General features: G+C 62.9%; 12 protein-coding genes. All 12 read right to left on the bottom strand.

All coding sequences use genetic code 11. The features are described from left to right. Positions 1-68: 68 nt before the first annotated feature. On the bottom strand, positions 69-995 hold the full coding sequence (locus tag AC3IR3_RS05330) for a type II secretion system minor pseudopilin (RefSeq protein ID WP_489195940.1): 927 nt from the start codon (positions 993-995) through the stop codon (positions 69-71). Beyond that, on the bottom strand, positions 992-1,636 hold the full coding sequence (locus AC3IR3_RS05325; RefSeq protein WP_489195939.1) for a prepilin-type N-terminal cleavage/methylation domain-containing protein: 645 nt from the start codon (positions 1,634-1,636) through the stop codon (positions 992-994). The genes AC3IR3_RS05330 and AC3IR3_RS05325 overlap by 4 nt, the downstream gene beginning before the upstream one ends. Next, on the bottom strand, positions 1,633-2,040 hold the full coding sequence (locus tag AC3IR3_RS05320; RefSeq protein ID WP_489195938.1) for a prepilin-type N-terminal cleavage/methylation domain-containing protein: 408 nt from the start codon (positions 2,038-2,040) through the stop codon (positions 1,633-1,635). Before AC3IR3_RS05320 ends, AC3IR3_RS05325 begins: the two co-directional genes overlap by 4 nt. After that, on the bottom strand, positions 2,037-2,486 hold the full coding sequence (locus tag AC3IR3_RS05315) for a GspH/FimT family pseudopilin (RefSeq protein ID WP_489195937.1): 450 nt from the start codon (positions 2,484-2,486) through the stop codon (positions 2,037-2,039). The genes AC3IR3_RS05320 and AC3IR3_RS05315 overlap by 4 nt, the downstream gene beginning before the upstream one ends. Positions 2,487-2,496: 10 nt before the next feature. Beyond that, positions 2,497-2,865, bottom strand: coding sequence for a type II secretion system protein GspG (locus AC3IR3_RS05310; RefSeq protein WP_489196884.1), 369 nt, complete (start codon positions 2,863-2,865; stop codon positions 2,497-2,499). A 77-nt stretch (positions 2,866-2,942) separates the two neighbouring features. Next, positions 2,943-4,160: a type II secretion system inner membrane protein GspF gene (gene gspF, locus AC3IR3_RS05305; RefSeq protein ID WP_489194321.1), complete on the bottom strand. Its 1,218-nt coding sequence runs from the start codon at positions 4,158-4,160 to the stop codon at positions 2,943-2,945. A 15-nt stretch (positions 4,161-4,175) separates the two neighbouring features. After that, positions 4,176-5,861, bottom strand: a complete 1,686-nt coding sequence (gspE, locus tag AC3IR3_RS05300) for a type II secretion system ATPase GspE (RefSeq protein ID WP_489195936.1) — start codon at positions 5,859-5,861, stop codon at positions 4,176-4,178. Between the two features lie 219 nt (positions 5,862-6,080). After that, on the bottom strand, positions 6,081-7,379 hold the full coding sequence (locus AC3IR3_RS05295; protein ID WP_489195935.1) for a substrate-binding domain-containing protein: 1,299 nt from the start codon (positions 7,377-7,379) through the stop codon (positions 6,081-6,083). 267 nt (positions 7,380-7,646) lie between these two features. Continuing rightward, a complete protein-coding gene (locus tag AC3IR3_RS05290; RefSeq protein ID WP_489195934.1) occupies positions 7,647-20,654 on the bottom strand; it encodes a filamentous hemagglutinin family protein in 13,008 nt (4,335 codons plus the stop codon). Positions 20,655-20,756: 102 nt separating this feature from the next. Further along, positions 20,757-21,170, bottom strand: a complete 414-nt coding sequence (locus tag AC3IR3_RS05285; protein ID WP_489195933.1) for a hypothetical protein — start codon at positions 21,168-21,170, stop codon at positions 20,757-20,759. A 118-nt stretch (positions 21,171-21,288) separates the two neighbouring features. Next, on the bottom strand, positions 21,289-21,915 hold the full coding sequence (locus AC3IR3_RS05280; RefSeq protein ID WP_489195932.1) for a hypothetical protein: 627 nt from the start codon (positions 21,913-21,915) through the stop codon (positions 21,289-21,291). Between the two features lie 7 nt (positions 21,916-21,922). Beyond that, positions 21,923-23,641, bottom strand: coding sequence for a putative porin (locus tag AC3IR3_RS05275; protein ID WP_489195931.1), 1,719 nt, complete (start codon positions 23,639-23,641; stop codon positions 21,923-21,925). Positions 23,642-23,648: the final 7 nt, after the last annotated feature.

The following is a 23,648-nucleotide window of genomic DNA, read 5'->3' as shown; positions in this document are numbered from 1 at the left end:
GACAGATGACAGGACGACGCGAGACGAACACGCGTCGTATATGACGGATCGGTGCGATGCGATATACATCACGATCGCGCACCGTTGTGCCAGCGAAGAATCGTGTAAAGCGACATGCGGGGATCGCGCACGGCGTTTATCTGATCGAAGCGCACCGTCACGAGAACCGTTGCACGGATACCGCCCTCATCGCGCCCTTCCGATACGATCGTGACCGCGTTCGCGCCATTGGTTCCGCCCACCGCCACGCCGCCCGGCAACGGAGGCAACGGCGATCCGGGCGGTGTCGCGTCGCGCGTGGCGGCATACTGCGTGGCCTTGGCCATATCCATCCCCGGCAGGGAGGCGAGTGCGAGCACCGGGGCGAACTCGGCTTCGGGACTGGTCCGCTGCGACCACAATGTCATCGCGGGCTCGACCCGGGCGTATATCGCCGAATCCATGCCCAGCACGGCCTGAAGTTCGTCCAGCGCCGGAAATTGCGCCCGGCGAGGGCCGTAAGTCAGTCCGGCGTCCGCATACCGCCGACGCGCGACGGCATCGTCGACGGCGCTCGTCGTACGCCACTCGACGACACGGGCCGCGATCGCAGTCGCACGATCCTGCGTCACGCCAGCGGCGATGAACAACGCCCTCAGCACGGACTCATCCGCCGAGTTGAGATCGACCTTCCCCGCCTCGTCGCTGACCGTCACCGTTACCTTCGCGCGATCGAGCGCGAATGCGAAAGGACGTCCATCGCCTATCCATCTGCCCGGCGTTTCGACGGCTTCCGTCCCTTCGGGCCATTCCTGTCTGTGCGCATAGACATCGTGGATCGCGCGCATGACGCCGGCTTCCGCCGCATAGCGCGCACGTAGCTGCGCTGTCTGGTAACGCGTCTGCTCGCCTTCGATGCGCGATAACGACGCATAACCGCCCACCAGAATGGCCAGCAGCGTGCATGCCCACAGCACGACCAGCAGTGCGACGCCGCGCTCCCTCACCGCATTCATGGCGTGCGCGCCGGCAGCAGACTGCGTCCGATGCCGCGAGCGTTGATCGCCGTGTCTCCCTCGCGCGTCGCAACGACGAGCAACGGCCATGCCGCCACGCCTTCGTCCGGCACGATCTCGATGCTCACCGCCTTGGGCAGTTCGGCGGCATCGGTCCGGCGATCCGCCCAGCCACCGTTCAAGGCGTAACGGAAACGAACGGAACGTATGCGCGCGATCAGGACTTCCGGCGGCGCATCGGCGATGGAACCGGCGCTCAACGGCAGCGCGGAGAATGCGATTTTCAGACTGTGCGTGCCGTCGGCTTCGTCTACGATCCGTACGGTCTGAACCTGCGGCCCGAGTTTGCCGAGATAGCCGGGCAGCGGTGCAACGAAACGGAATCCCTTGTCGTCTCCGTCGAAAACGACAGGGTTGCCTTTGCCATCGACCTTCCACGGCAGCGCCGTCGCCTCGGCCAACTCGCGTCGCAGAAATTCGCGAGCACCGCGAATCTCGTCGAGCCGCTCGATGGCGGCCGATCCGCGCGATACGCTGAACGTCGCGGAGCGCACACCGGAATACACGCCAAGCAGCAGCAAGGCCAACAGGGCGAGCGCCGCCAGCACTTCCAGCAAGCTGAATCCGCCGGCGCGCGTCACGACGATGGCCCCATCGATCGTGCATGCGGTTCGTCCTGAACGCGCAACGTCGTGAAATGCGCCTTGCGATCCGTCACGCCTTCGCGCCAGAACACGTCGAGTTCCAGACGATACAGATGCAGTTCGGAGCGCGCCTGCATGCCGTCGACGACCGGTGAAATGGTCATGCTCCAGCGATAGGTATCGTCGAAGCGCCCCTCGCTCGTCCCCGCAACCAGCGGCGCAACGTAGCCCACGGTTTCCATCGTCGTATCCGCCCACATCGTCACGCGACTCAACGTCGTGGATCGCGACGTCAGATGCATCGAAGCCCCCGCCACCCGCATCACCGCGCCAAAGGCGATCGCCAGCAACAGCAATGCCGCAATGACTTCCAGCAAACTAAAACCACGCGACGGCGTCACGACCGTCCGTCCGTCGCGACGACACTAACGGCCCCGGTCAACCAGCCGACATTGACGTGCCACTCGCGGGTGCCCCGTCCCAGCGTCACCCGCCCGCCGGTCGAGCTGCCGTCGGGGAAGAAGCGGATCCGTCCGGTCGTCGCATTCACCCGGTCTTCCTGCGCGCTGGTCAACGCCAGCGTCATGCCCTTGGGCAGCCGCACCGCCGGCTTGCCCGGGGCCCGGTAGGTCGCCCCGGCCGTGTCCACTTCCAGCGCCAGACTTTCCCCGCGCACGATCGCCTGCGCCCGCGTCCAGCGCAGCGCCGCGGCCAGCTCCCCGCTGGCCGCACTCACCCGCGCGCTGGCCAACCCCTGGCTCACCGGGATCGACACCGCCGCCGCCGCGATCCCGATCAACAGGATCACCGCCAGCATCTCGAACAGGGTGAAGCCGCGCGCGCGCATGCGGGGGCCGTTACTGCCAGTTGCCGACGTCGGCCGAGTAACCCTCGCCCCCCGCCTTGCCGTCCTGCCCGTAAAACACCAGGTCGAAGCTGCCGTGCTCGCCCGGGTAGCGGTACCCGAACGGATGCCCCCACGGGTCCTTCAGGTCCGACGGCTTCGCGTACGGGCCCTGCCAGCTGGCCGCGTCGGCCGGCTTGACCATCAGGTCCTCCAGCGCCGCCGGCGGCGTGCCGTTGTCCAGCGCGTAGTTCTCGATCTTCTGCCCCAGCGTGGTCAGCTGCGCCTTGCCCGCCCCGTACTTGCCCTTGTCCACGTTCTTGCCCACCTGGGTCACCACGATCGCCCCGATGATCCCGATCAGCACGATCACGGCGAGCATTTCCAGCAGCGTGAAGCCGCGGGCCAGTCGGGTACGGTAAGTCGGTTGCGCGCGCATGGGGTCTCCTTAGGATGCGATTAATTGATGTTGCTGGTCAGGCTCAGCAACGGCAGCAGGATCGCGGCCATGATGATCGCGACCATCACGGTCATCACGATGGTCAGCGCCGGCACCAGCGCGGCCAGCAGCCGGTCGATCGCCCGCTTGGCCTCCACGTCGAAGGTGTCGGCCACCTTCAGCAGCATGCTGTCCAGCGCGCCGGCTTCCTCGCCGACCTGGACCATCTGCAGGGCCAGCCGCGGGAAGCGCTCGGCCTGGGCCAGGGCCACGCCCAGCCCGGCCCCGCCCTTGACCTGCTCGGCCGCCTGGGCCAGCGCCGCGTCCAGCGCGCGGTTGCCGGTGACCTGGCGGGCGATGGTCAGCGCCGAGAGCAGCGGCACGCCGTTCTTCAATAGGGTGCCGATGGTCCGCGCGATCCGCGCGGTCTCCACCTTCAGCAGCAGCGGTCCGGCCACCCGCATCGTCAGCAGCCGCGCGTGGAAGGCCCGCTTCGCGTCCGGGTCGCGCAGGCGCAGGCGCACGAACACCGCCGTGCCGACGATCGCCGCGAGCATCGCCCACCACCCGTCCGAGATCGCCGTGCCCAGGGCGAGCACCGCCGAGGTGATCCACGGCACCGGCACCTGCATGTCGGCGAAGATCGGCACGAACTGCGGGACCACGTAGGCCAGCAGCAACACCAGCGAGCCGAGCACCCCGACCATCAGGAAGGCCGGGTAGATCAGCGCGTTGACGATGCTCCCGCGCAGCGCCTGCGAGCGCTCCAGGTACTCGGCCAGCCGGCGTAAGGTCTCGTCCAGCGAGCCGCCCGCTTCGCCGGCGCGGACCAGGCTGACGTACAGCCGCGGGAACACCCCGTGCTCTTCGTCCAGCGCCTGCGACAGCGTCGTGCCGCCACGGACCCGGTCGCGGATCCGCTCCACCAGGTGTTTGGCCCGCTCGCCTTCGGGCAGGTCGAGCAGGATCCCCAGCGCCCGGTCCAGCGGCTGCCCGGCCCCGAGCAGGGTCGCCAACTGGTGGGTGAACTGGGCCAGCTGGTCGCCGGTGAACGGCCCCTTGCGGAACAGCCCGGCCAGCCCGCTCGCGCTGCCGTCGCCCTCGGCCGGCGCCGCGTCGAGCGGCGTATGCCCCTGCTCCTGCAAGCGCGCGATCACCTCGGCCAGCGAGGGCGCGTCCATCTGCCCGCTCAGCGCCTCGCCGCTCGCGCTGATCGCCCGGTAGCGGAACTGGCTCATGGCGAGGGCCTCCCGTCAGGACTCCTGCGTAACACGCAGCACCTCCTCGATCGTGGTGATCCCCGCGACCGCCTTGGCCAGCCCGTCCTCGTACATCGTGCGCATCCCTTCGGCCCGCGCCTGACGCTCGATCTCCCCCGCGTCCGCCCGCTGCATCACCAGCCGGCGTAACGGGTCGCTCATCACCAGAAACTCCATGATCGCCCGCCGCCCGCGGTACCCGCTCGGGTTGGTCGCGCTGGTCCCCGGCTTCCACAAGCGGATCGGCCGCTCGTCGGTGTACTTGTGCAGCTCGAACTGCGCGATCACCTCGGGCAAGGCCTCGTACGCCGTCGCCGTGTCCGGGTCCAGCCGGCGGACCAGCCGCTGGGCCAGGATCCCGTTCACCGTCGAGCCCAAGAGGTAATCCTCCACGCCCATGTCCAGCAACCGGGTGATCCCGCCCGAGGCGCTGTTCGTATGCAACGTCGAGAGCACCAGATGCCCGGTCAGCGCCGACTGGATCGCGATCCGGCAGGTCTCCAGATCGCGCATCTCGCCGATCATGATCACGTCCGGGTCCTGGCGCACGATCGAGCGCAGCGCCCCGGCGAAGTCCAGCCCGATCTGCGGCTTGACCTGGATCTGGTTGATCCCTTCGATCTGGTACTCCACCGGGTCCTCGACCGTGATGATCTTCACGTCCGGCGTGTTGATCTGCGAGAGCGCCGTATACAGCGTCGTCGTCTTGCCCGAGCCGGTCGGCCCGGTCACCAACAGAATCCCGTGCGGGCGGTCCAGCACCTCGACGAAGCGCGACTGGAAATGCTCGGTAAAGCCCAGCGAGGCGAAGTCGAACACGATCGACTCGCGGTCCAGGATACGCATCACCACCGACTCGCCGAAGCTGGTCGGCACCGTCGACACGCGCAGGTCCAGCTCCTTGCCCTGCACCCGCAACTGGATCCGTCCGTCCTGCGGCAGCCGCCGCTCGGCGATGTTGAGCCGGGCCATGATCTTCACCCGCGAAATCACCGCCGCAGTCGAACTGGACGGCGGCGCTTCCACCTCGTGCAGCACCCCGTCGATCCGGTAGCGCACCTTCAGCCGGTTCTCGAACGGCTCGATGTGCACGTCCGAGGCACGCTGCTCGACCGCCCGTTGCAAAATCAGGTTGACCAGCCGGATCACCGGCGCCTCGGAGGCCAGGTCGCGCAGGTGCTCGACATCGTCCTCGACCGCCTGGCTACCGTCCAGACTCTCCACGATGCTGCCCATCGCCGACCGGCCCTGCCCGTAATAGCGCTCGATCAGGTCGTCGATCTCCGAGCGCAGACCCACCCGCAGACCCACCTCGCGGCCCCAGGCCAGCCGCGCGGCCTGCAACGGGTACGGGTCGGCCGGATCGGCCACCAGCAGGGCCAGCCCGTCCTCGCCGTCGCGCACCGGGACCACGTGGTACTGCTTCAGAAACCGCACCGACAGCTCCACGTCCGCCGGCGGCAACTCCGGCGCGTCCTTCGCCGCCAGCAGCGGCAACGCCAGCAGCTCGGACCAGGCATCCGCCAGGTCCCGCTCCGACACCAGACCCAACCGCGCCATCAGCGCGGTCAACGTGCCTTCGGGCGATTCCTCGTGCAGACGGCGCGCACGCGTCAGGTCGCTGTCTTTAAGACGCCCACGCGCTACCAGCAGGCGCAATAGCGATACTTCGTCCGCCATGGCATCGCCCATAGCTTCATTAACCGGTCCGGCTACCGTCGACATAATCATGCCGAAAGGCTGACACGGATATATTTCAAAATGGATTACACAATATGTCCCAGGTTAATGGAAACGCATATTTCATAATCGCTGTAACGATATGCGACTTAAATCCCCAAACGCCGAAAGGAAGGGGCACGAAGCCCCTTCCCTTTGTCGAAAGAATCTCGACTTAGCTTAGTTCAGAACGCAACCGTCGACCTTGGCCTGGGTCAGATCGGAGTTGGTCAGGAACGACAGGCCACGATTGGCGCCGATCGTGGTGGTGGCACTGCGAACCGTCGCGTTGTACGGCGAACCGAGGACGCCACGAACGTTGGCGAGATCGAGACCGTTACCGCTGGCATTACCCAGGAAGTACGACACGGCAAGGATCGGATAACCCGAAGCCGGCACGGCATACGTGGACGGATCCACGACCGCGACGCACTGCGTGGTCGACGGGAGCGACTGCAGCGTCGGACGACCATTGGCATCGACAGCGTCGGCAATGACCTTGTCGTACGACAGGGCGACCGCAAGCGCGGTGCCACCGTAGGACGTCGGGCTGACGAACGTGGCCGGGGCATTGTCGTTGGCGACAGAGGCGGACTTCACACCGCCGCTGAGCGCGTTCGCGGCTTCGGCATAACCGATGGAACCGTCGTTCGCATTGACCGTGGTGACGACGGCCGGATTGCCCGAAGCAGGCAGCGAACCGGCGTACGACGCGGTGTACGACGCGGCAGCGGTGGTGAACGCCTGGTTCGTCTTGAACGCCGTGGCGACACCATTACCACCGATCGAGGTGGGACCGCACTTGGCCGAAAGATGGTTGGTGAAAGCAAACGACGTGCCGCTGCCGTCCGAACGATAAGCGATGGAGATGTTGCCCGTGGTGCCCGACGGCACGCCGGTACCGGCAAGACGCGAGTCGCCCCACGACGTGATCTGGCCCGAGAAGATCTGGCAAACCTGCGTTTCGGTCAGCTTCAGCGACGTAACGCCCGTCTTCTTATAGATCACCGAGATGGCACCCGACACCGCCGGGAGCTGAACCGGCGCGCCGGTGCTGTGACCCGCGACGTAGGCGTTGTAGTCGGCCTGCGAAAGCGGGGAATCCGAACCGACGAAATGCGGCTGCGAAAGGCCGGTGCCGCCAAAGCCGATCGGAGCCGGCGACGCGACGCAAGCGCCGTTGACGTTGGCGACCGTCGGATCGTTACCGGCGAGGATCTTCTTGCCGGTACCGCTGCCCGTCTGGCAGTACGTGGTCTGCGGATTGCCCGCGATATGCGAATACGCGTACAGCAGCGAACCGCTGGTCGGCGTGATGAGACGGTTGGCGACATTGCCGCCGTAACCGAGAGCGGGAAGCGTAGCGCCGCCGCCGATCAGCGTGGCGCTCTGCGCGCCCGCAACGGAAGCGACGCACATCAGCACAGCGCCCGCAACCAACTTCATGCGGGTGTGACCCATCGAGATTCCATGACGCATGGTGTATCCCCTTGCATAGAAGCCCCCCGATTGGGGGCATGTCACAGTGGCATAGGGGAATGACGGAGCAATTAAGTTTAGGTGTCGCGGATTATGCTTGTTTCGTTACTTCGTTAATCCGGAATAACAAACGTATCATAGTTTATCGAGACCATAATATAAGCTGTAATCTTTGCGATTATCAAATACGTAAAAATACTCACTTCAAACGATTATTGTGACGTGCATCTCATTGCTGGAGCGCGCAAGCGCGCTCCAGCAATGAGATCAGTTATTGCTGATGCGGCCGCGCTCCTCTTCGGTCAGCATCTTCGCGTGCGTACTGTCGAGTTTGCCCGCACCAAGCACCTGCACCGGACTCGTTACGTCATAGCCCTGCGCGGGGCGGTCGATACTGGAACTATTGTTGCCGTCACGCAGCACCTGTACCGAAATAACCGAAGGCATGCGATCCCGTGCATCGGACTGCTGTTTGCGTGCCACATCTTCCGCGACTTTCGATGCCGCGTTCGCGGCCGCGCTTGCCGCATTCAAAGCACCGATATTCACCGTTGGTACGAGCGGAATGCCGGTCGAGTCGCCCTTTACCTGGATATTGTCGGCGTTGGCGACCCGAGCGGCGGCGATGACGAGGTTACCGGCAACGCGAATGCCGGCGTCTCCCGCATCGACGGTACCGCGCGGTGCCACCAGAACCACGTTACCGGCGGGAGAACCTTCGACTGTCTGCAACGTGGCGATGCCCGCCCCACTGACCTGACCGCGTGCGTCGATGCGACACCACGCGTCGACATCGCACAGATAGGTCGGCGGCGGAATTTCCGTCGTTGTCTTCGCACCTTGCCCCGCATTGATATCGCCGTTCGAGCTCCACATGACCAGATTGCCACCTTGCTCGGTGAAGATGCGGCTTTGCGCGAGCAGTACGCTGCGGTCGGTAAACATGTTGATATTCCCCTGCTCCAGCGTAAGGATGCCCATCGTATTCGGGCCAGCGAGAACATTGCCGTTCGCATCGGTAATCGACGGCGGAGCCGAAGTGCTGCCGATCAGGGCCTGCCCGCCGGGCCCCAGAATCGTAACGTCACCCCCTTGCTGGGTCTGGATCGATGTACTGCGGATATCCAGATTACCGGTGTCCACGGTGGACGCCGCACCGTTCAGCCCACCCTGCCCCTGCCCATTGGCGGTGTATCCGAGCGATGCGGGGAAGAGCGTGTCGATGGCTGCGTAGCCGCGAGCGTACTGATTGAAATACTTGCTGGATGGCGTGTTGTAATCGCCACCCACAGCGGCGAGGATCTTGAACAGAGCCTTTTCCGCGAAGAGTCGCTGCACGTATTCCGGCTGCTGCGCGAACAGCGCACGCGCCTGCTCCGCTGACAACGAGATATCCAGCTTGTCGCGAGCATAGCCCGTGTCGACGACCTCGCCAGCCACGCGTCGATTCATGAAGTCGACAAGGTCCGGTATCAGACTTCCGAAACCGTCGACGCCACCCGGCGTGTCCAGGTAGTGCGCGATGAATGCTGCGGTATCTATACCGGGGCCAACGCCGAACGCGACATTTACGTCGGCGCCCTCGTGCGGTAGATAAGGATTATAAAGATTGCCTATGGACTGGATGCCGGTGAGCGCGTCCTTGGTGTCAACGGAGCCGCCCCTTGCGGCATCTATCTGGCTGGTGAGCGGCCCTATGTCGCGCCCTGCCTCGACCAGGAAACTGCCAGGCCCTCCCACAGCCATAGCCGGCACAAGTTGATATCCGCCGAAGGACGCGAATGGACCATGAGGTAGGTAGGCGGTGTCGTAAATGTCTCGTCCTGCCGCCACGCGGGTGATATCGGCGGCATGCGCATGTTGCCCGACGAGCGACAGATTGACGATGTCCCGACCGGCATAAATCAAAGCCTGCTTCGAGGGCATGATCACAAGCGAGAGATAGTTGAAGCCATTTGGGGCATTCGTACCGTCGAGAATATCGCCACCGAGCGCATAAATACGAACCGGCTCGGCATCGGCGCCATGCAACGCATCTGCCTGATGGAAAACAGCGTTATTCACGGATGAGCCGAAATTGAAACCAAGCATGTTGATTCTCCCGCCCCCCGTTATCGGCGCGAGCGGCGACGGTAACGATTCGGGCGAAGCATCGATAAGGCCGAACGATGTTCCCTGACTGTCGAATACGGTCTGTCGGGAGAATCCGATGCTATTGCTGGCGAGCATAGTCAGGTTGCCGTCGGGCGACGGGTAGAGCTGTCCATCGATAAGGATGTCGATATCGCCGCCAAGCGCGGTGAGCGATAACGTGGCGGGAAGAACCGGGCCTGCAATACCGGCTGCCCCGAATACTAGTCCCGGCGTTCGAAGGCTACCCACGATAAGATCGCCAGCGATGGTCGAGACGGACAACGCCGAACCCTGGCTATAGCTCTGCATGTCGGCATGCCCGGCCGGCAGAAGAGCTCCGAACAGATTTGGTGCGGTGTAGTACGAGGGATTGTAAATGCCACCGATATCGGCACCCTGACGCGAACTGACCGTTACCTCGGCATCCTGCATGGCGATCAGGGTCGACACCGGCGTGACGACCGGCGACGTACTACCAGTGACGCTCAGCGTCGAAAGCCTCGCGGCAGGCGCAATCGCTCCATCGGCATCGATACGTCCGAGCCCCTTTGCAACAAAATAACTTCCGCTGAGGATATCTCCGCCAGCGTGCACATCGAGATTGCCACGCCCGACGGTGGCAATTGCATCGCGTGCCGCGTTCGCATACCACGTCGTCGGAAGCGAGACGGATAGCTCGCTGATATCTCCGCCCGCGTCGACGCTGACGTTGCCGCCGGCGCTCATGATGCCCTGGCCGAAGTTACCGAAATCGATCGACGAACGGCTGCCGTCCGCAGCGTTGCCGATCTGCATCCACTGCCACCAGTACTGGGAGATCGACTGCCCCTTTGCACCCTTCGTCACGCTGCCATCCGCGTCGACGACATACTGGATCGCGTCGATGTTGCCGCGCGCTTTAAGACCGATGTCGCCTGCATTCTCGGGATTGACGAAGCCCGTCACCAGCATGTCCGGTAAGGTGTCGCCCGCACCCGGCGCTTTTTCGGAAGGGCGGAGGACCGAAACATCCGTACCGGCCTGCGTACCGGACGCCGGAGCACCCGCGGTGTACACGACCGCCGGCGCCTGCTCGTCGACCCACTGGATATCGCCACCCGAAACCATGTCTATCGAGCCCGTGCCGGTACGGATCGTCGTTGGCAGAAGCAACGTTTTGCCCGCGAAAGGGCTCTTCGCGTTGACCACCGAAGGGTCCGTCAGCGTGTCCTTTACGGAAAAATGGCCATCCAGAACGACATTACCGCCGCCTGCCGACGTGGCCAATGGATCGACCGCGCCTATATCGGAACCTGCGACGAAACGGTATGACGTACTCGCACCGCCAAGCAATGTCGCCGATGCGAGCGATGCGGGACTGCCCAGCGACGGCATGTTGGACGGACTGTTGTTGGACGCGCTTGCAGGAACGGGAATCGACGTGTTTCCACCGCCAGGATTCGTGGATGCCGCATCGGATCGCGGCGAGAACGGCGCATAGAACAGCTGGCTGCCAAGGAAGAAATTGCCAACATTATTGGCGACGTAGTTGTAGTACGTATTGTGGCCATCGATATACAGACCGTAATTCGAGGTGTAGTTCGTGTACGCGCTATCGATTGGCGACAGGATGGGCGACGGAGTCGAACTGCGTTCGTCCACGTTGAAATTCGACTCCAGCCACGTCTCATAAGCCACGGAATAATCGGCATAGGTCGAAAACGCCTCCGGCTGAGGCGCAACCAGAGTGGTGGGCCGGTAGGCAAGAAAACCCGAGAAGCTGCTGGTCCCCGCGAACGCGGATGCCCAGTTGGGGTTATCGCCGTTGCCCACTTCGCCAATGTATCGCTGATAGTTCGCGTAATAGTTGGCCGATTGATTGAGAAGTGGCGCCTGCAGCGGCTGGTAGTACGGATCCTTGCTGATATCCGCCCTGCCGCCACCTGGTGTCATGCCATCTTCGACGGCACCGTCCTTCAGGTTGATGGAGCCGTTCCAGATACCGTTGGCGTCGAGATACGCCTGAGATGTCTGATACGCCGCCAGCGCGTTGTCGTAAGCCACGTTACGGACAACCGCATCGGATTTCGGCACGAACGGCGCGTAAAACAACTGGGTACCCCAGAAGAAGTTCCCGACGTTATTGGCGACGTAGTTGTAATACGTATTGTGACCGTCGACGTACAGGCCGTAGTTCGATGAGTAAGCCGTATAGTTGCTATCGATCGGCAACAGGATCGGCGACGGCGTCGTATTGTAATGATCGGGATCGAAGTAGAAATTGGACTCGAGCCAGGTCTCGTAGGCTGCGGCATAGTCTGCATACGTCGAGTACGCATCGGGTTGCGGCGCAATCAACGATGTCGGCCGATAGGCAAGAAAGCCTCCGAAGCTGCTGGACGAAGCGAAGGAGTAAGCCCAGTTTGCATTGTCCCCGTCGCCGACTTCACCGATGTAACGCTCGTAGTTTTTGTAGTAGCTAAGCGACTGGTCCTTCAACGGCGCCTGCAACGGCTGATAGTACCTGTCCTTGCTGATATCGGCCGTGCCACCACCCGGCGTCATACCATCTTCGACCGCACCGTCCTTCAGATTGATCGAACCATTCCAGATGCCGTTATCGCTGAGGTATTGCTCGGATTTCTGATACGCCGCGAGCGCGGTGGCATAGCCGTTATCGGGTAACGGCGGCGGCGGTGGAGCCGGCGGATCGGCCAGCACCGCACCGTTGTTCTGCTGATAGAAACCATCGGTGATACTGGCTTTCAGATCCAGATTGCCCGACGCACGTATCGTAAGGATCGGTGCTTCGGTGCCATACCGGTACGCCAGTTGAATCTTGCCGGCGCTGTCCGTGACTCCCGCACCGAGATTCCAGTTGGTCAGTACGCCGATCGTGCCGCCGTTGACGCCGTCGACGGGATTGCGAAGCTCGACGCCGGGGCGGACATGTACATTGGCAATCGTCGCGAAGCGCGAGCCGAACGTGAAGCCGGGATTCTGGATAAAGCCCATCAGAGCGCCCGGCCCGTTGGCGACGTTGCCGCCGACATAACCATAGAAGCTCTGATGACCAGCATTCGCCGCATCGGGGATGAAGTAATTGGCGCTGAGGTACGTCTTCAGTTGCGCGTCGTCGGCGGGTGCATCGAGCTGCTTGCCGGTCGCGTCGTACCACTTGCCTGCAATCAGCGCGGGTTTGCCGTCCGCACCCGCGCTATACCAACCCGCCGGATCGACGATGCCGTCGAAGTACTTCGATTTATCGGTCTGTTGCGTATCCTTCGTACTCCAGACGACAAAGGGTTCGATCGTCACATCGCGCGCGCCGACGATGTTCGCGTTCCCGCCGTCAAGCGTAATCGGAACGTTGCCATCCGCAAGCAGTGGCGCACGCATGCTGACTTTGCCTCCGGAGAAAGCATCGCTCGAACCGCCGGAAACATCGATGCGCGCGTGGGCGCCGACATGGATATAGCCCGCATCGCCGGCCTGCACGTTCTCGTAACCGTAAGCGCTATTCAGCGATCCGTCGCCTGTACCCGTGGTGCCCAGGATCACGTCGCCGCCGCGCTGAGCCGCGATGGAACTAGTAGCAACCAGGTTGCCTTCGATATCGACGCCCTTACGACCATAGATTTCGATGCGGCTACCCGCCGGGCCCGCGGCATCGATGGTGCCGTCGATGCGCGCGGTCCCGCCGTTAGCGTAGAGATATACCTTGCCGGCGGTGAGCGTATTGCCAGTGGAAAGCGAGAGATCCCCCGCTCCGCTCGTGATATCGACCAAGCCGGTCGCGCCGGCCGTTGCGGTCAGCCGTGCCAGCGCATCGAGGTCCAATGCCGCCCCGGAGCCGAGCGTGAAGTAACCGCCGCGATAGCCGGCGGTAGCATGGCCATCGAATGTGCCACCGAGCAGGACGCTGTTTGCAGCCAGCGCGCTGAAGCTACCGGCATCGCCGCCCTTCGAGGCGCCACCGAACAGCAGCGACGCGCCGGCTCCGATGTCTATACTGCCGTGATTCGCCGCAAGCGCGAGGGTGCCGCCAGGCGCGTAGGTTGTCGTATCGAAAAAGACCTTGTTCGTACCGGCGACGTCGAGACGCGTACCTGGCGCGATGACGAGGTCGCCCTGCGTCGCCGAAATATTCAGAGTGCCCGCCGTCGCATCGAGGTTCATTCCGACAGACGTGCTTCCCCCCTTGAGCGTCAACGAACCGCCAAGTGCATCGCTGGTCATCGCGGTGCCGCCGTTGTTGGCGAGGTTCAACGCGCCGCCAGTCGTCAGCGTCGTATTCGACCCACTTGCGGCGATGAAAACAGGTGCGGAAAGGTTGGCGCTCGCGCCTCCGAAATCCATGCCGCCCTGCCCCTGCCCCACCATGCCTTTCGTTGCCGTGGCGGAGAAATTGGCGAAACCTTGCAGGGCCGACGCGCCGGGACCAAAGTCGATTTCGTCGGCATGCACATCAAGGCGTCCCCCATGTGCGACCGGAGCGGGTGCAACGCCACCAAGCGCATTCCCGAAGCCAAGACGTCCGGCACGAATCGATACGTTACCGCCATCGCCAACCAACGCACCCGCATTCAGCGTCAGGGCATTCGCGAGAGATATATCCAGGTTCCCGAGGAAATCGATCGTGCCGCGGCTGCGCAACGTGATTTCATCGGCACCGCGGAGCAGGTCCAGCGTGCGCGGTCCGATGACGAGACCATTATCGCCACCATTCACACCATCGCCGACGAACGTGATCAGGTTGCTGTTGGCGTCGATGGCCTTCGCGCTGAATGTCGCGCTGGCGTCGACGCGCGTCGCGCCGGTGGCGTCCAGCGTAAGCGCGCTACCGCCATTCACCGTTGCACCGCCGTCGATGGTCAGCCGCCCCGTCGATGTTCCGGCCACGCCACCGGTGCCCGGCACCTGCCGGCGTACCACGTTAGCCGCGCCATTCTGCGATACGCGAAGCATGGCGCCGTCGCCACTGGCGGCGGCGGTCGGGTTGCCTGCCGCATCCTTGCCCGCATCGCTACCGAACAGAATGGACTGGCTGCCTGCCGGATTCGAATCTCCCCGGGCTTGCAGCACGCTGCCGCTTTCCAGAAGCACGCCTTCGGCACCTGGCGCGGAAGCACCGCGCGCGACAAGCATGATCTCGCGACCCGCAAGAGGATGTGCCGCGTCGTTCGACAACACGACGCTGTCCGCCGCACTATCGATGCGGTCGCCATCGTCTTCATGATGACGCGTACCGCCGATGAGCAGGCTGCCGGCATTGAGTTGCGTCAGGTCATCGGCGGAAATGTTCAGATACCCGTCGCGGATATTTTCGCCGGCACCGACGATCTGGATCGCCTGGCCAGCGATGTCGACCTGCGAGCTTCGACCGCCCTTGGCTGGTTCCGCCGTAAGCGTCGCGCCAAGATCGAGTTGCTTGCCGGCAGCCAGCACCAGACGCCCCGCATCGGCGAGCAGCTGTGGCGCGACAACCCCGCTCTTCGCAGCCTTGTCGCCGAAGAACTTGTCGGCATCGGTAAGACGGTACTGGGAATACTGCTGCCAGACCCTGGCCGACTGAACGAGGAAGGTCGTATTGCGCGCATCGCGTGCGCCGGTGAGGCCATCCGCGAAGTAGCCGGCTACCGAATAGCTCCCGTCCGGATGGACGGCATTGCGACCGAGCACACTGTCGACGCTGGCCGTGTTCTGCACGACGCGATAGGCGCCGGGCAATGTCGCATATCCGGCGGGCAGCAATGTGTACATGCCAGCCGGAAGGCCCGGAACACCCGACAGGTAAACCGATTTCCCGATATCCGGAGCCGAAGAGGTATTCTCGAACGCAGCATCGTGAGCTGCGACAGGCGACTTGTAACCCGGAATAACCGCATAGACCGCACTACCATTCGCGGGCTGCGCCAGCAGGTCCCGGGTACCGCCAACGCCAGGAACCCATTCGCCGGCCTGTAGCGCACCGCCACCCGACAGGTCGATACCGGCCCCCTTGTCGAGCGCGACGTCGCTGCCATTAACCTGAATTTCCTTCGCGGGTGGCGCGACCAGATCGGCCGAGTTGGCAGCGGGATTGCCGTTGTACCGCCACTCGACACCGTCGATGGTCGTGCCATACGGCACCGTCAGTCCGTCGAGCGATACTGACGTAAGGCTGCCAGCGCCAAGATGCACCGATGTCGTTGCCACCAACGGGAAGAGTGTTACATCGACGCCAAACTCCGCGGCCTGTGTGGCCGGGTCGGTGACGCCGAGTATCAGTGAGCCCGCTGGCGCACGGATCGTACCGTTCTGCACGATGCGATCCGCATCGATCAGCAGTGCGCCAGCTGCCGAGAGCGGCGCGGTCGACGAACCATTAGGAAGAACAGTGACCGTCGTGCTTCGCGCGCTGCCATCGGCATCGGCGATACCGGATGCATTCGCGTCGATGACGAAGCGATAGCCGGTAGCCGGATAGAGCTGCGCTGCCTTGAAGCCCAGGTTACCTGTACTAAATAGAAGTCCCGTATTCGGCTTGCCATCGCTATTGAACGCAAAACCTGCCGGAAGGGTAAAACGGATATCGCCGGTCGCACTGAAATTCGCGTCACGCCAGCGCTGTAAATCCACTATTCCGCCGATATCGATGAAATCCGCATCGACGTCGAGTACGCCGTCGCCGGCGAGCGCCACCGGAACCTGGGAAGAAGGCACCGGGGGTGTTATGCCACTTATGTTGACGTAAGGCGCCGAGATATGGGTGTACCCGTTTCCCGTCGCGTAGCCGGCACCCACCTGAAGTGACGTCGCGCCGCTGGGCAATGCCAGATACCCCGTCCCGTAAGCGGCGAAGGAGCGCCCCAGAGACAAATCGACATTACCCGCAAAACCGATAGGCAGCACGGTTTGGTTGTTACTGATTGGGCCAACCTTTGGACCTATCGTCAGATTCGAAATGCCCGCCCCGTTGAGGCGATCGGCCGCGAAGTGAATGATGCCCGACGGCGTGCCATCTTCAACAGTCCCGAATGGCGTAGTGTCCACAGGGACAAAGTTTCCCGCCTGCTGGATCAGTATTCCCGTGGCTTTCGGTCGGCGATTGCCCGAACCACCATCGTTGAAACCCATGATCGAAAGTGTTCCGCCTTCGGCCTCCGCCGAACCGCCGCGCGCAAGCAAAGTTGCGTCGCTGAACAATCCCGCCGCCGCGCCGAACGCGATGGTACCTGCGTTACTCCACATCGACGACGGCACGTAATCCACGCTCGAACCGTTCAACCGGGATGTCGCAACCGGCAGGTCGTATGTGTCCGCCGTACCCGAAACATCGATACGTGCCCCGGATTCCGCGACAACATATCCATTGGTGGTGTTGAGCGAAACATTGCCGCCATCCAGCACTTCGCCCGTGTGAGGCGTCGACGCCAACGGGATTCCAGCTACCGAACGGACCACCGGCGCCGCCTGGGTATCGATCAGCGAGGTGCCACTGGCGTCGACAACCGCGTCGCTGCCAAGCCAGACACGCGGTGTAAGCGTGGGAATAAGGAAACTCAGAGTCGTCGTGCCGATCGCGATGTCGCCACCGGGCGCTCGCAAGCTACCGTGGATAATCGTTGCCTGGGCTCCGGATAGACTGATCTTGCCACCCGCATCCACGCGAAGCGACGCTCCGCGATCGATCAGGACGGAACCCGTCACTCCCGCGTAGGTCGGACCACCGGCACTCGCGTTCTGAAAATCGAGCGGCCAATCCAGATAGTCGCCGGCAACAATGGAAATCCCCGGGCCGTGGCCGGCACGTGTATCGCGAGTCGCCCAGCGGCGATACGGATCGAGTACACCGATGCCGGCGTAGCCAGGCGATGCATACAAATCGCTGCCCGTAGCCAACACGCGCAACGCATCGAGGTCGGGCAACAGATTGGCTCGCTCGACGTCGATCGTTGTACCGGTAGCCACGGTAGCATCGGTTACCGCATGCAGAAGATAGTTGTCGAAGCCCTGTCCCGCAAAAAACGATGGAGCGAGATACAACCCGTTGCCGGTCGCTATGGCGGAAGCGTCGCCGCCAATCTGCAGCTGGGCAGCCTGAAGCGTGAGGTTGCCTCCACCACCGAAGCCATAGGAACGAATATCGCCGTCAAGGACGATTCGTCCACTATCGATGCTCCTGGGTGGTGGTGTTTGTCCATAAGGGAATGTCGCGGGAGGCGCATAGGTCACCAGCGACACATCGCCCCCACGGCCGTCGGGGACGCCATGCTTCATCTGCACGCGCCCGTCCGTGCCCACATAGCCGCCACTGGAAACATCGATCAGGCTGCCTGTTGCAAGATCGATAGAGCCGGTGCCATCGACACGCTTCGCAGAATCGCCCAGGAATGCCTGCTCTGTGGTGAGACCGATCGTACCGCCATTGATAAATCGATCGCCCATCAGAGAGTCGGCAGACTTCCCGGTATCGTTCACCCAGAGGCCGCGCGTACTGAGAGTTGCGCCCGCCGCCATGCCGATGTCCGCCCCCTGAATCGTTCCTCCCAGGTTCTGCGGACCCGGCGCGACGACCGGGCTTCCCGTCCTCAACAGAATTGTCCCGGCAGGAGCGGTTATGTTGCCGAGAACATCAATTCGGCCACCGGTCAGCGAAATCGTGCCGCCGGCATTCACGTTGAGATGCGTCCCGGCCGCCTCGACGATCGCCGATTTAGTATTCACGGTCAGGCTATCGAAGCCCGCACGCGACACCATGTCGGCCGACACGACGAGCCAGCTACGCAGATTGTCGTCTTCCGTGGCGGTGCCGTCCTGCTTCTTCTGCACGTCTTCCCACAACGTGTCGGCTGCAAAGCCCGGCGAGAGCGTATCCAGAAGCTGCGACGATTGCTGCAGACGGATGCCACGCTGATAGACATCGCGGTTGGAGGACGCCGGCATTGTGTCGATGTTCAATGAGCCGCTCGAAGGCTGCGTTCCATTCGCGACCTGACGGGTTCCCGCAGTCGCGACGGCGGAGATGTCGCCGTCCAGTACCAGTGCGCGACTGGCGTGGATAGTGAGAGCACCTGCATCGCTACCTGCGACGAAACCGTCGTCCCAGCGCCGCATGCCTCCGAGCAAAGGCGAGTTATACGTCTCGGTGACACCCCAGCGGGCGTGACTGGAGCTGTACTGACCCGCGAATCCGACGTAGTTCACGGAGGGATCGGCGTCGGCGATATTGTAGATCCGTCCGTCGGCGCCGAGCAGGTTCGGGGTCGTGATCCACCCGGCCTGATAGGCGACATAGCCACCGTCGAGTTTCAGCTGCGATCCGCTGCGGGCAATGACCTCGTTACCGTCAAGGGCGATCGTGCCTCCCTTGGTCAACATCTGGGAAATATCGCGCGGAACGTTTTCGATGTAACCCTTAACGTTGAGAATAGGGCTGCCGATCCAGTCGAGACCGTCATCGCGCGTGCCCGATTGCATGCTGTCGACGACGACATTCTTTTGCGTATAAAGAAAACTATTACGCAACAGAGGAGAATCGGCGAGTTCGTTCTGACCGATGCGCGGAATACTGACCAGCAATGCCGACATGGGCAGCACGACATTCGCAAGCCCGGAAACATCGATGACCGCACCGCTATCGATATAAACGCGGCCGGCGTTTTCCGGCGGATTGGCCGTAGACGCCGTGTCCCTCATAGCCCTGAGGTTCACCGATGCACCCGGTGCCTCGATCAGCGATCCGCCCTGAAGCGTTACCGAACTACCGACGATGTCCACATGGCCGTTGACGAAGGCCTTATCGGCAGCAGCGGATGACGAAGTCGTCGTACCGTCCTTTTCGGGCAGTATCGCCGTGACCGATCCAGCGCCCAATACGACCGGACCGGATCGGGCGGCGATATTCCCATCGGCATTGAATCCATTTTGCGCACGCAGCTCGATACTTCCCGGATGCGCGATACTGGTCGACGCCAGAGCGACCCCGTTCTGCACGACGGAGTAGCCGAGCATATGCACCTGGCCCCGACGCGACTGGATGAGGCCCGTGTTACTTGCCGTACCGCGATTCGCCTGAAAATCCTGACCAAACTGTGTGTTGTCGACGACGTTCAGTGCGCCGACCGATCCATTGTTTAGCCCTGTTGTCGCCGCAAGAATCGCCTGGCCATCGTCGGCGGTTATGGAACCCGCATTGGATACGTTCGGAGCGGCGACAAGAGCAAAGCCTTGCTCGCCCGTTGTGATCGACGCCCCTTTTTCGATCACGACATCGTGATTGCGGCCGTCGGTGAATGCCCCTGAAAGCATACCGGTGCGAGGCGCGCCCGAATTGTTGCTCGCAAGACCTTCCTTAAGGAACGTCGCATTGCTTGCCGCAACATCCGGACTGAACAAATCAAGCGAACTGGCGATCAGCGAATGCGTATTGACCTTCGCCCCCGCACCGAAAATCATCCCGTTACGGTTAAGTAGATAAACCGTACCTTCGGCCTTGATCTGCCCGAGTATTTTGCTCGGCGAACCCGATGGATCGTTGATGCGATTGAGCGCGATCCAGTCGTTCTTTCCGCTGTTCTGGTTGCCCGCGCTCTGGTTGAAGTACATCGTGGTATCGCGACCGACATTGAAGCTGTCCCACGTAAGGATCGCCTTCTTATCGGTCTGCTTTACCTCGACCGTCGTCTTACCGCCCGCAACCGTCTGTACCGGCGCGTTCGCGTTCTGCCATAGCATCGGGTCCTTCGCGATGAGCGCCGCGGGATTCAGCCCACCCGCAGCGATGCCGTCCGGCACGCTCGACGGCGTCTGTGCGGCAGCATCCTGTGCCGCCTTCTGTGCCGCGATCTGCGCGGCCACGACCTGTGCCGAGCGATTGAGATTCGTGATGGACTGCTGCACGCGCTGCTGGAGCAATAGGTTGGCCGCGGTCGCGCCACCGGGCGCGCCGCCCACGCCGGCATTCGGCGATGTGCCCGTGGGGGCGGCCGACCCGGGCTGACCCTGTTTCTGCGCGAGCCAAGCGGGGCTGAATGCAGGCGGCGTTGCTGCGTATGCGCCGAACGATCCCGCCGTGAGCGCCAGTGCGATCAGATGACTGAGCGTGCGTCGACGCAGGGTGGCTGCTGCCGTCTGTCCAACCTGCCGGTCATTCCGATGGGTCTGCTTAGTCGCGCTCATGACGAACCTCGTTATGCAATCGATGTGCGGAGCGCCGCGCCTTGTGTCGCGCGCTCCCGCGCTGTGTTCTTCATTCCGTGGTGCGATCGCCTGCGATTCTTCCTACTGACGAAAATCGCGCATGATCGATACCACTTCGTCGTCCAGTCCCGGCATCCCGCCGAGTCGATCGAGTCCTTCGTCGTCCAGCTCCGCAAGCACTCTGCGGATCGCCGATCGACGGCCTTCCAGGCACCACGTGTTCAGCACGAACTGCATTGCCCGAAAGCACGAATAAGCCTGCTCGTCGCGCGTCCGCTTACGAAAACGAAGCCGGTCTTCCACGACGTAACGCACCCGCCCATGAAGCACGTAGTCGCGCGATGCCAACAGCGCCTCCAGCGCGTCGCGCGGACAGCGATCCAGCAATACGCCCGCCACGCGGTCCTGGTGACCCGCGAATAGCAGCTGAAGCATCTCGGCGAGTGCGTTGTTCGCGCACACATCCGTGGTACCGCGGCTCTCATTCGTTTCCATGCGTCCCTCTCCTTGCGTGCCCGTTCCTTCCTGTGAGCCGTCCATGGCGGACGTCCCTGTCCGATACCTACGTCCTTCGCTTTCCTTGCATCCCCCGAGGCAGGGCTAACTCCAACGGTTACGGATTCTTCGCGCTGCGTGCGTCGAATTTCTGCTCGTAAAGCTTGTCGCCGAAGGCCTGCGCTGCCGTATCCAGTCGCACACGCGCTTTGGCGGCGAAGGGCTGGCGTGCCGCGATCACGTCACCCATGTCGACGTTCTCGTAAGCGGCGAGGATGTCTTTCCCTATCGTGTAGAGCTGGGCGTTCTTCGCCGCGCAGGTGTCGATGATTTCGCGTGTCGCCTTCAGTTCCGCGGCAAGCTTCGCTCGCTCGGCTTCGGCTACATGTGCCGTCTGCGTGCTTGCGTCGAGTTCGCCGCGATAACGGTCCACCGATGCCGCGAGAACCGCCTGCTTTTCACGTTCGGCGGCGATGTCGCGATCGTTCGACGGCGGCCGGGCCTTCGTTCCGGCAAGGTTCTTCTTCGCGGCTTCCGCCTCGCTTCGCGCCGCATCCCGCTCACCCTCGAGCGCGGCCTTCTGTGCCTGCCACTGCGCCTGCTGTGCCTGAAGGTCCTGCAACTGGCTACGTGTATCGCGCAGCTGATCGCGCAAGCGCGATTCGAGACTGGCGGTCTGTGCCGTTGCCGCACCCGTCGAAAGCAAGGCGGCAAGCAAGGAGGTAACGATGAGTGTCCGCTTCATATCGGCCTCAGAATCGCGCGTTCATTTCGAGCTGGAAAACGTCGATCGACAGCGGCGGACCGAAGACTTCCTTCGAGTTGAAATAGCGCGCGGAGATCCACGCGTACTTCGAGATGCCGTAGCTGCCGCTCAGGATGAAGCCCTTGGCATTGGTTCCGCCGAGGTGGAAGTCCGGATCGTTCAGACCGTCGACCGTGGCATCGGGCTGGAGGTACTTGTAGCCAAAGACCACGTTCCAGTCGTTGCTTCCGGAAGGCTGCGGATTGCCGAGCGTCGCGCGCAACATCCAGCCGACCGGGCCGCTCTTGTACGTATCCGCCGAGAACGCACCGGCATCGAAGTTGTTCACGAGACGTCCCAGGCCGACCGAATCGCGAAAGGCGTCGCGCCGGTGATAGGCCATGTTGCGCACGTAGTCGCCTTCCAGCCTCAACGGCGTATCGGCCACCTTCATGTCGAACTGCGTCGTGGCGTTGGCGAGGCGATAGTCGTAGACCAGCCCTACGAACTGCGGCTGCGCATAGTTGCCCGGCGACGACGGATCGGGAACGATGTTGCGCAGCAGGAACAGCGAATTGCCCTTCTGCATGAAGGACGAGCGCGTGCTGTCCGTGTCGCAGTAGTTTCCGCCGAGATAGAGCGAGCACGGCGACGACAGCTCACCGCGCAGATGGTCGAAGCGGTAGTACGCCAGGGCGAACTTCCAGCTCGTGTCTTCGTCGATCTTCCATTTCGCGCCAAGCTGGGCAGCGGTCAGCCACTTGTCGCGACTGGCACTTTTAAGGCCAGCCTGCGTCGGAAAATCGTCGGCCTGGTATTCGATGGGGAACATACCCACGGTCGCGAATGCGCCGACGTCGTCGCTGACCGGGACATGGAACTGGCTGGCCACGCCGTCGAAATTGAGGTCGTCGGCGAAGAGCAGGTTCGTGCTCATGAATGGATTGGCCATGCGGCCGCCGGTGACCGCGACCCAGTCGGCCGGCTTCCAGGTCAGGTAGGCCTGGTCGAGCCAGAGGTCTTTCTTCGTCAGACCGCCGCCCAGCGTCTGCGTCGTGGAGACGGGATTGTTGTCGTTGCCCGTACCGATACGGATGCCGCCGGTGACGGTGTCGCCGAGTGCCAGCGTCACGCCAAGACGCGCACGGATACGCAGCGAATTGGTGCGGTTTTCACGCGTATTGAGCAGCGGCGGCGGATTCTGCGAGTTCAGATCGTAAGGACCGGTACGATTGAGTTGCGCGAAGTCGACGACGGGATAGGCGTTGCCCTTGTCGTAGTAGTGGAACTCATCGCGAACGCGCATATCGCCCGACCAGCCGATGCGGTCGAGCCATTCCGGCAAGGCGTTCGGCTCGGCCCAGTGTTCGGTCTTCGCCTGGGCGATGACTTCCTGCTTCACTTCATCGCGAATCTGGTTGCGCACCACTTCGGGCACGTATTGCACGCGAACCTGCCCGCCTGCCGTTCCGGCACCGGCGACAACAGGCACAGCGGCGCCCGCCGCACGCGCCTGCGACGCTTCGGTATTGGCCTGCGCGATCAGCGCATCCGCATCGCCCTGCGTCAGCACGCCGCGCTTCACCAGCAGGCGAACGAGGTTGACTGTCGCGTTCTCCGAGGGAGCGCTCTGCGCATAAGCGGTGGTGGTGCCAAGGGCCAGCCCGATGCACGCGAACAGCACGCCATGCCGCAGCGAGCGTCTAAGGGCGGTTTGGATGGTCATGCGGTCA

It is taken from the genome of Luteibacter sp. GL_149 (genome assembly GCF_057834065.1).
The sequence above is the reverse complement of the archived record's forward strand: the minus strand, read 5'-3'. Positions and strand labels throughout refer to the sequence as shown.

What these genes read in the sequence shown, in the direction of transcription:
- AC3IR3_RS05315 (WP_489195937.1), bottom strand. Translation starts at nt 2,486, where the DNA reads ATGCGCGCGCGCGGCTTCACCCTGTTCGAGATGCTGGCGGTGATCCTG.
- gspF (WP_489194321.1), bottom strand. Translation starts at nt 4,160, where the DNA reads ATGAGCCAGTTCCGCTACCGGGCGATCAGCGCGAGCGGCGAGGCGCTG.
- AC3IR3_RS05285 (WP_489195933.1), bottom strand. Translation starts at nt 21,170, where the DNA reads ATGGAAACGAATGAGAGCCGCGGTACCACGGATGTGTGCGCGAACAAC.
- AC3IR3_RS05330 (WP_489195940.1), bottom strand. Translation starts at nt 995, where the DNA reads ATGAATGCGGTGAGGGAGCGCGGCGTCGCACTGCTGGTCGTGCTGTGG.
- AC3IR3_RS05310 (WP_489196884.1), bottom strand. Translation starts at nt 2,865, where the DNA reads ATGCTCGCCGTGATCGTGCTGATCGGGATCATCGGGGCGATCGTGGTG.
- AC3IR3_RS05295 (WP_489195935.1), bottom strand. Translation starts at nt 7,379, where the DNA reads ATGCGTCATGGAATCTCGATGGGTCACACCCGCATGAAGTTGGTTGCG.
- gspE (WP_489195936.1), bottom strand. Translation starts at nt 5,861, where the DNA reads ATGGCGGACGAAGTATCGCTATTGCGCCTGCTGGTAGCGCGTGGGCGT.
- AC3IR3_RS05280 (WP_489195932.1), bottom strand. Translation starts at nt 21,915, where the DNA reads ATGAAGCGGACACTCATCGTTACCTCCTTGCTTGCCGCCTTGCTTTCG.
- AC3IR3_RS05275 (WP_489195931.1), bottom strand. Translation starts at nt 23,641, where the DNA reads ATGACCATCCAAACCGCCCTTAGACGCTCGCTGCGGCATGGCGTGCTG.
- AC3IR3_RS05290 (WP_489195934.1), bottom strand. Translation starts at nt 20,654, where the DNA reads ATGAGCGCGACTAAGCAGACCCATCGGAATGACCGGCAGGTTGGACAG.